The organism is Enhydrobacter sp., from assembly GCF_030246845.1.
GTDB lineage: Bacteria > Pseudomonadota > Alphaproteobacteria > Reyranellales > Reyranellaceae > Reyranella.
Genome location: NZ_CP126889.1, coordinates 1,787,206 through 1,801,327, shown reverse-complemented (window position 1 = coordinate 1,801,327; position 14,122 = coordinate 1,787,206). Strand labels below are relative to the sequence as shown.

The following is a 14,122-nucleotide window of genomic DNA, read 5'->3' as shown; positions in this document are numbered from 1 at the left end:
CGCGACATGAATCCGTCGCGCATCTTCGTCGAGCGGCCGGTCGGCACGTCCCTCCTGATGGTGGCGATCATGCTGGCCGGCCTGATCGCCTACCGGTTCCTGCCGCTCGCCGCGCTGCCGCAGGTCGACTATCCGACCATCCGCGTGCTGACGCTCTATCCCGGCGCCGGCCCCGAGGTGATGACGTCCTCCGTCACCGCGCCGCTGGAGCGCCAGTTCGGGCAGATGCCGGGCCTGAACCAGATGACCTCGACCAGCTCGGCCGGCGCGTCCTCGATCACGCTGCAGTTCAGCCTGTCGCTCGGCATCGACATCGCCGAGCAGCAGGTGCAGGCGGCCATCAATGCCGCCGGCAACCTGCTGCCGGCGGACCTTCCGGCGCCGCCCATCTACGCCAAGGTCAATCCGGCGGACGCGCCCATCCTGACGCTCGCGGTGACGTCGAAGACCGAGCCGCTCACCAAGGTCTACGACCTGATCGATGTGCGGCTCGGCCAGAAGATCTCGCAGGTCGCCGGTGTCGGCCTGGTCACGCTCGAGGGCGGGCAGAAGCCGGGCTACCGCATCCGCGCCAATCCGACGGCGCTCGCCGCCTACGGCCTCAATGTCGACGACCTGCGCACCACCATCACCAACGCCAACGTCAACACGCCCAAGGGCAATTTCGACGGGCCGACGCGCAGCTACTCGATCAACGCCAACGACCAGATCACCGATCCCGAGCGCTTCAACGACGTGATCGTGGCCTACCGCAACGGCGCGCCGGTCAGGCTCTCCGACGTGGCGACGGTCGACGACGGCCAGGAGAACAACCGGTTGATCGCCTGGATGAACACCGACCAGGCGGTGATCGTGAACGTGCAGCGCCAGCCCGGCGCCAACGTCATCGCCGTGGTCGACAGCATCAAGGCGCTGCTGCCGCAGCTTCGCGACACGCTGCCGCCGTCGATCGACGTGTCGGTGCTGACCGACCGCACCGTCACCATCCGCGCCTCGGTGCGCGACGTGCAGATCGAGCTCTCCTTCGCGGTGCTGCTGGTCGTCGCGGTCATCTTCCTGTTCCTGGGCGACTGGCGCGCCACCATCATCCCCAGCCTGTCGGTGCCGCTGTCGCTCGTCGGCACACTGGCGGTGATGTATCTCGCCGGGTTCTCGCTCAACAACCTGTCGATCATGGCGCTCACCATCGCGACCGGCTTCGTGGTCGACGACGCGATCGTCATGATCGAGAACATCGCCCGCTACATCGAGGAGGGCGACGAGCCGTTCGAGGCGGCATTGAAGGGCTCGAGCCAGATCGCCTTCACGGTCGTGTCGCTCACCGTCTCGCTGATCGCCGTGCTGATCCCGCTGCTGTTCATGGGCGACGTGGTGGGGCGGCTGTTCAGCGAGTTCGCGATCACGCTGGCCGTCACCATCCTGATCTCGGCCGTGGTATCGCTGACCCTGGTGCCGATGATGTGCGCCCAACTCCTGCGCCGGCGCGATGTCGGCCAGCGCCGGTCCGCGGCGGGACAGCAGCCGGCGGCGGTCTCCGCCCATCCGGAGGCGCAGGCGCTGGGAGCCCGCTGGTTCGGCCGGCTGATCGATCTCTACGACCGCGGCCTCGTCGTCGTCTTCCGCCATCAAACGCTCACCCTCCTCGTGGCCGTGGCGACCGTCGTGCTGACGGCGGCGCTCTATGTCGCCATTCCCAAGGGCTTCTTCCCCGTCCAGGACAATGGCCTGATCCAGGCCGTCACCGAGGCACCGCAAACCGTCTCCTTCGACGCCATGCGCGAGCGTCAGCAGGCGCTGGCCGAGGCCATCCTGAAGGACCCCGACGTCGAGAGCCTCAGCTCCTTCGTCGGCGTCGACGGCAGCAACCCCACGCTCAACTCGGGGCGCATGCTGATCAACCTCAAGCCGCGCGACGCGCGCTCCCTGACCGCGAGCCAGATCATCCGCCGCATCGTGCGCGAGACCGCGTCGGTCCAGGGCATCCAGATCTACATGCAGCCGTCGCAGGACCTCACGATCGATTCGACGGTGAGCCGCACCCAGTACCAGTTCGTGCTGGAAAGCCCCAACCCCAAGGACTTCGACACCTGGGTCCCGCGGCTGGTGCAGCGCATGGCGCAGATTCCCGAGCTCGTCGACGTGACCAGCGAGCTGCAGAACCAGGGGCTCGCCATGTTCATCAAGATCGACCGCGACGCGGCGGCGCGCTTCGGCATCACCGCCGCCACGGTCGACAACCTGCTCTATGACGCGTTCGGCCAGCGCATCGTCTCGACCGTCTACACGCAGTCCAACCAGTACCGCGTGATCTACGAGCTCGAGCCGTCGATGGCGCGCTCGCTCGATGCGCTGAACAAGCTCTATCTTCCCGGCTCGACCTCGGGCAAGCAGGTGCCGCTGTCGGCAATCGCGACCTTCGAGGAGCAGACGGCGCCGCTCAGGCTCGACCGGCTGAGCCAGTTCCCCGCGACCACGATCTCCTTCAACCTCGCGCCCGGCGCGTCGCTCGGCGCCGCGGTCGACGCCGTCACGGCGGCGCAGAGGGAGATCGGCATGCCGCGCTCCATCTCGACGCACTTCCAGGGCGCGGCGCTCGCCTTCCAGAAGGCGCTCAGGAGCCAGCTCATGCTGATCCTGGCCGCCATCGTCACGGTCTACATCGTGCTGGGCGTGCTCTACGAGAGCTACATCCATCCGGTCACGATTCTGTCGACGCTGCCGTCGGCCGGCATCGGCGCGCTGCTGGCCCTGATGATCGCCGGCGACGATCTCAGCGTCGTGGCCATCATCGGCATCGTGCTGCTGATCGGCATCGTCAAGAAGAACGCGATCATGATGATCGACTTCGCCCTGGATGCCGAGCGCAACGAGGGCAAGGCGCCGCTCGAGGCGATCCATCAGGCCTGCCTGCTGCGCTTCCGGCCCATCCTGATGACCACCATTGCCGCCCTGGTCGGCGCGCTGCCGCTGATGCTCGGCACCGGCACCGGCTCGGAGCTGCGTCATCCGCTCGGCCTCACCATCGTCGGCGGCCTGATCGTGAGCCAGTTGCTGACGCTCTTCACGACGCCGGTGATCTACCTTGCCTTCGACCGCATTGCCCGGCGCCTGCGCGGCCTGCCGCTCGACACGCCGGCCCATCCGCTGGCGGACGGGCAGGGACCGACGCCCACCGAGCTGCCGGAGGGCTTCCAGCCGTGAGCTTCTCGGCCGTCTTCATCGCCCGGCCGGTCGCGACCACGCTGCTCACGGCCGGCATCCTGCTGGCCGGCCTCATGGGCTTCATCGCCCTGCCGGTATCGCCGCTGCCCAAGGTCGACTTCCCGACCATCCTGGTGCAGGCCTCGCTGCCCGGTGCGTCGCCGGACACGGTCGCGACCAGCGTGACGACGCCGCTCGAGAGGCGGCTGGGAGCGATCGCCGGCGTGACCGAGATCACCTCGACCAGCACCGTCGGCAACGCCCGCATCGTGCTGCAGTTCGATCTGTCGCGCGAGATCGACGGGGCGGCGCGCGATGTGCAGGCTGCCATCAACGCCGCGCGCGCGGACATGCCGACCAGCCTTCGCTCCAATCCGATCTACCGCAAGATCAACCCGGCGGACGCGCCGGCGGTGATCCTGGCGCTGACCTCGGAGACGATGTCGCAGGGCGAGCTCTATGATGCGGCGTCGAACGTCCTGCAGCAGCGGCTGAGCCAGGTCACCGGGGTGGGGCAGGTGACGCTGGGCGGCAGCTCGCTGCCCGCGGTGCGGGTCGAGCTCAATCCCGATGCGCTGGCGAAGTACCGGATCGGCCTCGAGAGCGTGCGTGCCGGCCTCGCCGCGGCCAACGCCAACGCGCCGAAGGGCGCGATCGAGGTCGGCGACCGGCGCTACCAGATCTACACCAACGACCAGTCGCGGGTGGCCGACGACTACCGCAACCTCGTCATCGCCTGGCGCAACAGTGCACCGGTGCGGCTGAAGGACGTGGCCGAGGTCGTGGACTCGGTCGAGGACGTGCGCAACGAGGGGCAGGCGAACGGCCGCCGGTCGGTGCTGGTGATCGTCTACCTTCAGCCCAACGCCAACATCATCCAGACCGTCGACGAGGTGAAGGCGGTGCTGCCCGAGCTGCAGGCCGCGCTGCCGCCCGAGATCGACGTGCTGCTGGCCAGCGACCGCACCATCACCATCCGCGCGTCGCTCAAGGAGGTCGAGCGCGCGCTGACGCTCAGCGTCATCCTCGTGGTGCTGGTGACCTTCGCCTTCCTGCGCTCGGTGCGGGCCGGGCTCGTGCCGTCGGTCGCCGTGCCGGTGTCGCTGGTCGGCACGTTCGGCGTCATGTACCTGATGGGCTTCAGCCTCAACAATCTGTCGCTGATGGCGCTCACCATCTCGGCGGGATTCGTCGTCGACGACGCGATCATCGTGCTCGAGAACATATCCCGCCATGTCGAGAACGGCATGCCGCGCCGGCAGGCGGCGCTGCTGGGCGCGCGCGAGGTGGGCTTCACCGTGATCTCGATGAGCCTGTCGCTGGTCGCGGTGTTCATCCCGATCCTGCTGATGGGCGGCATCGTCGGCCGCCTGTTCCGCGAGTTCGCCGTGACGCTCACCATCGCCATCATGATCTCGATGGTGGTGTCGCTCACCACCACGCCCATGATGTGCGCCTATGTGCTGCGGCCACCGCGCGCCGAGACCGAGGCGCGGCCAGGCTGGTTCGCCCGCACCGGCGAGCGCATCTTCGCCGCCGTCCAGGCCTTCTACGGCCGCACGCTCGCCGTGGTCCTGCGCCATCCCCGGGCGACGATCCTCGTCTTCATCGGCACCGTGCTCCTCAACATCTTTCTCTATATCGAGGTGCCGAAGGGCTTCTTCCCGCAGCAGGACACGGGCCGCATCATCGGCGGCATGCGCGCCGACCAGAGCATCTCGTTCCAGTCGATGCGTCGCAAGTTCCGTCAGTTCATGGCCATCGTGCGCGCCGATCCGGCCGTCCAGAACGTGGTCGGCTTCACGGGCGGCTTCCAGACCAACTCCGGATTCCTGTTCGCCCAGCTCAAGCCGCTGTCCGAGCGCGACGCCTCGGCCGACCAGGTGATCGCGCGCCTCAGGGTGCGTCTCGCCCAGGTTCCCGGCGCCAGCCTGTTCATGCGGGCGGTGCAGGACATCCGGGTCGGCGGCCGCCAGAGCAACTCGCAGTACCAGTTCACGCTGCAGTCCGATTCGCTCGCCGAGCTTTACGCCTGGGGCCCCAGGCTCGTGACGGCGCTGCAGCGCGACAGCTCCGTCATCACCGACATCGATTCCGATCAGCAGCAGCATGGCCTGCAGGTCGACGTCACGATCGATCGCGACGCGGCGAGCCGGCTCGGCGTCAGCACCCGGTCGATCTCGGCCACGCTCTACGATGCGTTCGGCCAGCGCCAGGTCTCCACCATCTACAATCCGCTCAACCAGTACCATGTCGTGATGGAGGTGGCGCCGCAGTACTGGCAGAACCCCCGGACGCTCGACCAGATCTATGTGAGCACCTCCGGCGGCGCGATCAGCGGCGCACAGGCGACCCAGGCCATCGTCTCGGTCCTGCCGACCTTGACGACGACGTCCGGCAACACCGGATCGGTGACCCAGTTGACGACTGCTGCCACCGCCCTCGATCCCAGCCAGGCGGTGCGCAACCAGCTCACCAACCAGATCGCGGTCAGCGGCCGCGGCACGGCCTCGACCGGGGCGGCGGTCAGCACGTCGCCCGAGACCATGATCCCGCTGTCGGCCGTCACCAATCACGATTTCGGCACGACGCCTCTTGGCGTCAACCATCAGGGCCTGTTCGTGGCCACCACCATCTCGTTCAACCTAGCGCCGGACAAGACGCTGAGCGACGCCGTCGCCTACGTGAACGCGACCATGCGCGAGATCGGCGTGCCGGCCACGATCCACGGCTCGTTCCAGGGCACCGCCCGCGCCTTCCAGCAGTCGCTCGACACCCAGGTCATCGTGATCCTGGCGGCGCTCGCCGCGATCTACATCGTGCTGGGCATCCTCTACGAGAGCTACATCCATCCGCTGACCATCCTCTCGACCCTGCCGCCGGCCGGCCTTGGCGCCCTGCTGGCGCTCCAGCTCTTCAAGGTCGAGCTCAGCATCATCGCCATGATCGGCGTCCTGCTGCTGATCGGGATCGTCAAGAAGAATGCCATCATGATGATCGACGTCGCGCTCGACCGGGAGCGCCACCAGAATCTCGAGGCCCGCGACGCGATCTTCCAGGCCTGCCTGCTGCGCCTGCGCCCCATCCTGATGACCACGATGGCGGCGATGCTGGGCGCCCTGCCGCTGGCGCTCAATTTCGGCGACGGCGCCGAGCTGCGCCGGCCGCTCGGCCTCTCCATCATCGGCGGCCTGCTGGTCAGCCAAGTCCTGACGCTCTACACGACCCCGGTGATCTATCTCTATCTCGACCGCTTCCGTCGCCGTGACCGCGATCCGTACAGCCGGCTGGCGCGCACCATGGGCGGGCTCGAGGCCCGTGCATGAACCGTACCGCCGCTTTTGTCGTTCTTCTGTCGCTTTCAGGTTGCATGGTGGGTCCCGATTACCGACGGCCGCCGCCGGCGACCGATCCGACCCCCGTCTACAAGGAGGTGGATGGCGTCACCTTCCGTCCGGCTCTGCCGCGCGACACGATCGATCGCGGGTCTTGGTGGACGATCTACGGTGATCCCACGCTCGACCGGCTGATGGCCGAGGTCGACGTCTCGAACCAGACGCTCAAGGAGAACGAGGCGGCCTACCGTCAGGCCGTGGCGCTGATCCGCCAGAGCCAGTCCTCGCTCTATCCGACGGTGGGCTACTCGGCGTCCATATCGCAGAACAGTTCCGGCAGCAGGCGGCTGAGCGGCGGCGCTTTCATCTCGGGTTCCGGCAGCGGCTCGTCGGGCCAGTACTCCCTGGGCGGCACGGTGACCTGGGAGATCGACGTGTGGGGCCGTATCCGGCGCACCATCGAGAGCGACGCGGCGGCGGCCCAGGCCAGCGCCGCCGACCTTGCCTCGGCCCGGCTCTCGATCCAGGCCAGCCTGGCGACCGCCTATTTCTCGCTGCGCATCTCGGACGAGCGGCGCGCGCTCTACCGGCAATCGATCGCAGCCTATGAACGGTCGCTGGAGATCGTGCGCAACCAGATGAACGCCGGCACGGCCTCGCGGCTCGATTTCGCGCAGGCCCAGACGCTGCTGGAGCAGACGCGCGCGCTCTACGCCGCCGAGGGGGCGAACCGCGCCCTCTTCGAGCACGCCATCGCGGCCCTCGTCGGCAAGATGCCGGCCGAGGTGTCGATCGAGACCGCGCCGACGCCCGAGACGGTGCCGACGCTCGACGCCGGGACGCCCTCGGCGCTGCTGGAGCGGCGGCCCGATATCGCCTCGACGGAGCGCCAGATGCAGGCCGCCAACGCGCAGATCGGCGTGGCGCAGGCGGCCTACTATCCCGACTTCACCTTCAACGCGAACATCAACTTCTTCAGCAGCGTGATCGGCAGCCTGTTGCAGATCGGATCTTCGGTCTGGTCTCTGGGGCCGCAGCTTGCCGGCACGCTGATCGATGGCGGATCCCGGGCCGCGCAGGTCGAAGGGGCGCGCGCGAACTACGATCGGACGGTCGCCACCTATCGCCAGACCGTGCTCACCGCCTTCCAGCAGGTCGAGGACGCCCTGGCGCAGCAGCGCTATTTTGCCGAGCAGGAGGCGATCCAGCGGCGCGCCGTCGCCGCCGCGCGCGAGGCCGAGCGGCTGTCGCTCAACCAGTACCGCGCCGGCACGGTGGCCTACACCACGGTAATCACCGCCCAGACGACAGCGCTCGGCGCCGAGCAGACGCTGATCAACATCCGGCTGAGCCGCTTCAGCACCAGCGCCACGCTCGTGACGGCGCTGGGCGGCGGCTGGCGCGACAGCGATCTGCCCGCCCTGATGCCGACGATGCCCGCCAGCATGCCCAAGCCGTCATCGGTCAAGAAGGGCTGGTGGCCGTTTTAGGGGTGATTGGAGCGCGCCATTGACAAGAAACAAGAGCAGCAGCTCAACCAGCGTCGTGTCATCCCGAGCGTAGCGTGGGATCTTTCGCAGCGTGCGCTCCAATGAGCGTTACATCGTCTGCCAGGGAATGCGAATCTCCTGCAGCGGCACGTGCTGCTGCGCGGCGTGCATGTCGGTCTCGCCGATGCCGCCCTGGGCGCGCGGACGGGGCAGGGTGATCTTCACGGCGTTGACGAGATCGAAGAAGCCGAAGGTGATGATCGCCTGCGTCGGCACGTTGTAGAGCCTGGAAATCAGCTCCTTCGTGATCACGCCGCTCTTCCTGACAGCCTCGTAGTCTTCCTTCGATTTGAAGATGATATCGAGCGTGATCTCGAACGGGCCAGCATTCTTGCTGCGCACGACCTTGGCGATGTCGCGCAACGGGGTCGGAACGGCGGTCATGCGATCTCCTCGTAGCGGATCGGGAACAGCGCCGTCGGGCTGTCGACGGTCATCAGGTGGTAGACGTTGAACGCGCAGGCCTGGCCGAGCGGGATCTCGAGCGGCGTGAAGGGGGAGGCGAGGTTGCCCGCGGTGGCGATGCGGCCGGGATAGGGTGCGTGCATCAGGCTGGTGCGCAGCTTGCCGCAGATCGCAGTCGCAAGCGCCTGCGTCGCCGCCGCGACCTCGACGATGATGCAAAGCTCGTGCGCCGGCGCCTTCACCGGTTCCAGGTCGCCCATGACGCCGTTCTTGCCGTAGATGTGCGGGATGATGCGATAGGTCTCCTCCGGCACCTCGCTGAAAGAGGCACGAGCGGCCGCAATCGCCTTGTCGAGGATGGCATCGATCTGGGCAATGAAGATCGGGTCGCGCGCGCCGGCGATGAAGATGCTGCGCCATCCGGCTGTCTTGGCGCCTTCGAGCTTCACCGTGTAGCGCGGGCCCGGATCGAAGCGGCTGCCCGAGACGCGCACGCGCCGGTCGGTCACCTGCTCGTACCGGCAGTTCGACAGGTCGAGCGTGCCGCCCGGGCCGGGGAGCAGGAACGGATGCGACTTCTCGTAGAGCGTATGGGCGGCGACCGAGGCGGTCGTGCAGCGCTCGGCCGGATTGAGCGGCTCGATCTCGAAGTGGTCGCGCCGCAGGTAGCCGATGACGCTGCGTCCCACCGGCTCGGCGCAGAGCGCGCCGCATTCCATGATCTTGCCCATGTGCCAGGCGAGCGCCGGATCGAACCCGGCGCGGATCGCCATCGCGGCCGTCGGCGAGGGATCGTAGCTCCGCCCGCTCACGATCACGTCGACATCGCCGCCGCCGAGCGCCTCCAGGAACGGCTCGGCGCCCATCTGCGCCACGATCACCGTGGCCGCCTCGATCTCGCGTGGATCGAGCGGCGGCACCGGTCCGAGCGGCTCGACCCGGCCGGCCCTCAGCTCGCGGCGGATATGATCCTTGTCGATGTCGGCGTAGATCTTCGCCAGCCTGAACCGCCAGCCGTTCCTGCGCGCGATCTCCGCGATCATGTCGCGGAAAGCATCGACATGCAGGTTGCTGCCATCGCCGCCGGCCGAGGAGATCAGGAGCGGCACCCCCGCTTCTTGTTGCGCCCCCAGCAGCACCTCGAGGTCCTTGATATAGGCCTCGCGGCTGCAGGTCATCTCGCCCAAGCCGAGCTTCTGCGGCCCCGAGTCGGTCGAGCCCGAATCGATGGTGATCGCGTGCGGCCCCAGCGCGAGGCCGCGCTTGAAATGATCGAGCGGGAAGCCGTAGCCCAGCATCCCCGACGGGGTGAGGATGCGGATCTCGTCGTTGATCGGCGCGGGCATGGCGGGCCTTCATGCGGACAGGTCAGCGCGGTTTTGAGACGGCAACGGCGTTCGTGCAAGTGCCGAAAGGCTTGGAGCGGCCGGAGGGAAGGTCGTAGGCTTCGCCGTCATGGCCGAGGCGGACATCCGCAAGATCATCCATCTCGATATGGATGCCTTCTATGCCTCCGTGGAGCAGCGCGACGATCCCGGCTTGCGCGACAGGCCGCTCGCCGTGGGCGGCAGCCGCGAGCGCGGCGTGGTGATGGCGGCGAGCTACGAGGCGCGCCGCTTCGGCGTGCGCTCGGCCATGCCCTCGGCGACCGCCCGCCGGCTCTGTCCCGAGCTGCTGTTCGTGAAGCCGCGCTTCGAGGTCTACAAGCAGGTCTCCCAACAGATCCGGGCGATCTTCCTCGAATACACGCCGCTGGTGGAGCCGCTGTCGCTCGACGAGGCCTATCTCGACGTCACGACCAACCTCAAGAACATGCCGCTCGCGTCGGAGATCGCGCGCGAGATCCGCGCGCGCATCCTCGCCGAGACCGGTCTCACCGCCTCGGCCGGCATCTCCTACAACAAGTTCCTGGCCAAGCTCGCCTCCGACCATCGCAAGCCCAACGGCCAGTTCGTGATCCGGCCGGAGAAGGGACCGGCCTTCGTGGAAGGCCTGCCGGTCGGCAAGTTCCATGGCGTCGGCCCGGCCACCGAGGCCAAGATGAAGAGGCTCGGCATCCACACCGGCGCCGATCTCAAGGCGCAGTCGCTGGAGTTCCTGCAGCGCTATTTCGGCAAGTCGGGGACGTATTACCACGCCATCGCCCGCGGGCAGGACGGCCGCCGCGTGGTGCCCGACCGGCCGCGCAAGTCGGTCGGCTCGGAGACCACCTTTGCGCAGGATCTCGGCCGGCCGATCGATATCGAGGAGGGCGTGCTGTCGGTGCTGGGGGATGTCTGGGGATACTGCGAGCGCACCGGCGTGGCCGGCCGCACCGTGACGGTGAAGATCAAGTACGCCGACTTCCAGATCGTCACCCGCAGCCGGACGCTGCCCGCGCCGGTGGCGAGCCGGGCCGAGCTCGAACAGGCGAGCGTCGAGCTCGTGCGCACGATCTTTCCGCTCGAGAAGAAGGTGCGTCTTCTGGGTGTGTCGCTGTCGAACATGGGAATGCGTGTCGGGTCCGCACCGCCGCAACTCACGCTGGGCCTCTAGGGCAGCGGCGGGATGATCGACAAGCTCGAATACCTGCTGGCGCTCGCCCGGGAGCGCAATTTCGGCCGGGCGGCCGAGCAATGCGGCGTCACGCAGCCGACCTTCTCGGCCGGCATCAAGCAGCTCGAGGATACGCTCGGCGTCATGCTGGTGCAGCGCACGTCCCGCTTCCTGGGTTTCACCGCCGAGGGCGAGCGCGTCCTCGACTGGGCGCGCGGCATCGTCGCCGACGCCCGCGCCATGCGCCAGGAGGTGCAGACCCTGAAGAAGGGTCTGGCCGGCCATCTCAGGATCGCGGCCATCCCGACCGCGCTCGCCATGGTCCCGGCGCTCACCACGCCCTATCGCGCGCGCCATCCCAACGTGAAGTTCACCATCCTGTCGCGCACCTCGATCGAGGTGCTGTCGATGCTCGACAATCTCGAGGTCGACGCGGGCCTCACCTATATCGACAACGAGCCGCTCGGCCGCATGCGCGCGGTTGCGCTCTACAACGAGCAGTACCGCCTGCTCACGTCGGCCGAAAGCCCGCTCGGCAACCACGATCGCGTCACCTGGGCCGAGGTCGCCCGGATCCCGCTTTGCCTGCTGACACCGGACATGCAGAACCGACGCATCATCGACGGGCTGCTGCACGCCGCCGGCGGCGCGGCCGAGCCGACGCTCGAATCGAACTCGATGATCGTCCTGTTCTCCCATGTGCGCACCGGCCGCTGGGCGAGCGTCATGCCCGAGAAGCTGGCCGAGACCTTGGGGCTCACCGAGCGGCTGCGCTCCATCCCCATTGTCGAACCCGAGGCCGTTCACCAGATCGGACTGGTCGTGCCGCCCCGGGAGCCGATGACGACCCTGGTCTCGGCTCTGGTCACCGAGGCGCGCCGACTGGCAAAAGCGCTGGCACAATAGATTTAGGCAACGATAGGCTTTATCCCCAAGGTCTTGTGTTCGACTATAGTCGAATAAGGGGATAGTCGGTCTGATCAATTGAATTGTTCTATTGCAGCATCAAAGAGCTTTATTGAGCACGACTGCCTGGAACGTTCATTGTCTACGAACCACCGCCCTTGAGGACGGAGAGGCCGATGAACGCGGCATGGAACGAAGCGCAAGCCTTGGAGATCGTCCGTCGCCATGACGATCGGGAAGGGCCGTTGTTGCCGATCCTGCACGACATCCAGGCGACGTTCGGCTGCGTGCCGATCGAGGCCATCCGTCTCATTGCCGGCGAGCTCAATCTCACCCGTGCCGAGGTGCACGGCGTCGTCTCATTCTATCACGATTTCCGCGACCGGCCGGCGGGCCGGCATGTGCTGAAGCTCTGCCGCGCCGAGGCTTGTCAGTCGATGAATGGCGAGGCGGTCGCCCAACAGGTGCTCGAGCGCTTCGGGGTCGGCTGGGGTGAGACCGCACCCGACGGATCGGTGACGGTGGAAGCCGTCTATTGCCTGGGCCTCTGCGCCTGCGCGCCTTCCGCGATGCTCGACGACGAGCCGAGGGCCCGCCTCGATCCGACCGTGATCGAGGAGATCGCGCGCGAGGTCGGGCGATGACGCGGCGCCTTTTCGTGCCGCGCGATGCGGGCGCCCGCGCGGTCGGCGCCGACCGCGTGGCGGCGGCGCTCGAGGCGGAGGCGAGGCGCCTCGGACAGGCGGTCGAGATCGTGCGCACAGGGTCGCGCGGGCTGTTCTGGCTGGAACCCATGATCGAGGTGGAGACGCCGGCCGGCCGCATCGCCTTCGGGCCGGTCACGCCGCGCGACGTGCCGGAATTGATGGCGGCCGATTTCAGCGCCGGCCACCGCCTGCATCTCGGACGGCCGGAGGGGCTTCCTTTCCTGAAGCGGCAGACGCGCATCACCTTCGCCCGTTGCGGCATCGTCGACCCGCTGTCCCTCGCCGACTATCGCTCGCACGGCGGCTGGCGCGGCCTTGAGCGCGCGAAGAGTCTCGGCGCGGCGAAGACAATCGAGGAAGTGACCGGATCCGGTCTGCGCGGCCGCGGCGGCGCCGGCTTCCCGACCGGCGTCAAGTGGAAGACCGTCGCCGACACGGTGGCCGACCGGAAATACATCGTCTGCAACGCCGACGAGGGCGATTCCGGCACCTACGCCGACCGCATGATCATGGAGGGCGATCCCTTCCTGCTGATCGAAGGCATGGCGATCGCGGGCTTCGCCGTCGGCGCGACCAGGGGCTACGTCTATATCCGCTCCGAATATCCCGATGCGGTGCGTACGATGGAGCGTGCCATCGCCCTCGCTGAAGCCGATGGGTTGCTGGGACCGGACGCGAAGTTCGACATCGAGGTGCGCGTTGGCGCTGGCGCCTATGTCTGTGGCGAGGAAACCTCGCTGCTCGACAGCCTCGAAGGCAGGCGCGGCCAGGTACGCGCCAAGCCGCCGCTGCCGGCGCACAAGGGTCTGTTCGGCAAGCCGACGGTGGTCAACAACGCGATCTCGCTCGCCACGGCCCCGGCGATCCTGGCCGACGGCGCAGATGCGTATGCGGCACTGGGCTTCGGCCGTTCGCGCGGCACCATGCCGATCCAGCTCGCCGGCAATGTCAGGTACGCGGGCCTGTTCGAGGCGCCGTTCGGCCTGAGCCTGGGCGAGCTCGTGGAGGAGATCGGCGGCGGCACGCGAAGCGGCCGTCCGATCCGTGCGGTGCAGGCCGGCGGGCCGCTCGGCGCCTATTTCCCGCGCCGCCTGTTCGACACGCCCTACGACTACGAGGCCTACGCCGAGCTCGACGGGCTGATCGGCCATGGCGGCCTGGTGGTGTTCGACGACACCGTCGACATGGCGCACCAGGCGCGCTTCGCCCTCGAGTTCTGCGCCCTCGAATCCTGCGGCAAGTGCACGCCCTGCCGGCTGGGCTCCGTACGCGGCATGGAGACCATGGACCGGATCATTCGCGGCGAGCGGCGCGACGCCAACCTCGCGCTGATCGAGGATCTCTGCCAGACCCTGAAGTTCGGCTCGCTCTGTGCCCTGGGCGGCTTCACGCCCTATCCCGTGATGAGCGCCATCAAGCACTTTCCCGAGGATTTCGACCGCCCGCGGCTTGCGGCCGCAGCGGCGGACTAGAGGACATGGCC

General features: G+C 67.8%; 9 protein-coding genes. 7 read left to right on the top strand and 2 right to left on the bottom strand.

The genetic code is table 11. The features are described from left to right. Positions 1-6 precede the first annotated feature (6 nt). The 3 genes from OJF58_RS09070 to OJF58_RS09060 are packed head-to-tail and all read left to right on the top strand — an operon-like array spanning position 7 to position 8,026. Complete coding sequence (locus OJF58_RS09070) at positions 7-3,201, top strand: multidrug efflux RND transporter permease subunit (RefSeq protein ID WP_300783669.1); 3,195 nt, start codon at positions 7-9, stop codon at positions 3,199-3,201. Next, positions 3,198-6,527, top strand: coding sequence for an efflux RND transporter permease subunit (locus tag OJF58_RS09065; RefSeq protein WP_300783667.1), 3,330 nt, complete (start codon positions 3,198-3,200; stop codon positions 6,525-6,527). Before OJF58_RS09070 ends, OJF58_RS09065 begins: the two co-directional genes overlap by 4 nt. Continuing rightward, positions 6,524-8,026: an efflux transporter outer membrane subunit gene (locus OJF58_RS09060; protein ID WP_300783665.1), complete on the top strand. Its 1,503-nt coding sequence runs from the start codon at positions 6,524-6,526 to the stop codon at positions 8,024-8,026. Before OJF58_RS09065 ends, OJF58_RS09060 begins: the two co-directional genes overlap by 4 nt. Positions 8,027-8,134: 108 nt before the next feature. Here OJF58_RS09060 and OJF58_RS09055 read toward each other — a convergent pair whose 3' ends face one another. Both OJF58_RS09055 and OJF58_RS09050 read right to left on the bottom strand, forming a co-directional pair. Continuing rightward, positions 8,135-8,470 (bottom strand): DUF4387 domain-containing protein, encoded by a 336-nt coding sequence (locus tag OJF58_RS09055; protein ID WP_300783664.1) that lies wholly within the window; start codon positions 8,468-8,470, stop codon positions 8,135-8,137. After that, the gene (locus tag OJF58_RS09050) at positions 8,467-9,837 is read right to left on the bottom strand and encodes an acyclic terpene utilization AtuA family protein (RefSeq protein WP_300783663.1); all 1,371 of its coding nucleotides are present in this window, start codon (positions 9,835-9,837) and stop codon (positions 8,467-8,469) included. The genes OJF58_RS09055 and OJF58_RS09050 overlap by 4 nt, the downstream gene beginning before the upstream one ends. A gap of 109 nt (positions 9,838-9,946) precedes the next feature. Here OJF58_RS09050 and dinB point away from each other — a divergent pair, with 109 nt between their 5' ends. From dinB to OJF58_RS09030, 4 genes are all read left to right on the top strand, one after another. Then, positions 9,947-11,026 carry a DNA polymerase IV gene (dinB, locus tag OJF58_RS09045; protein ID WP_300783662.1) on the top strand — a complete coding sequence of 360 codons (1,080 nt, stop codon included), beginning with the start codon at positions 9,947-9,949 and terminating at the stop codon, positions 11,024-11,026. Between the two features lie 12 nt (positions 11,027-11,038). Beyond that, positions 11,039-11,932 (top strand): LysR family transcriptional regulator, encoded by an 894-nt coding sequence (locus tag OJF58_RS09040; protein WP_300783660.1) that lies wholly within the window; start codon positions 11,039-11,041, stop codon positions 11,930-11,932. 176 nt (positions 11,933-12,108) lie between these two features. Beyond that, the gene (locus OJF58_RS09035; RefSeq protein WP_300783659.1) at positions 12,109-12,576 is read left to right on the top strand and encodes a formate dehydrogenase subunit gamma; all 468 of its coding nucleotides are present in this window, start codon (positions 12,109-12,111) and stop codon (positions 12,574-12,576) included. Beyond that, positions 12,573-14,111: an NADH-quinone oxidoreductase subunit NuoF gene (locus tag OJF58_RS09030; RefSeq protein ID WP_300783657.1), complete on the top strand. Its 1,539-nt coding sequence runs from the start codon at positions 12,573-12,575 to the stop codon at positions 14,109-14,111. The genes OJF58_RS09035 and OJF58_RS09030 overlap by 4 nt, the downstream gene beginning before the upstream one ends. Positions 14,112-14,122: the final 11 nt, after the last annotated feature.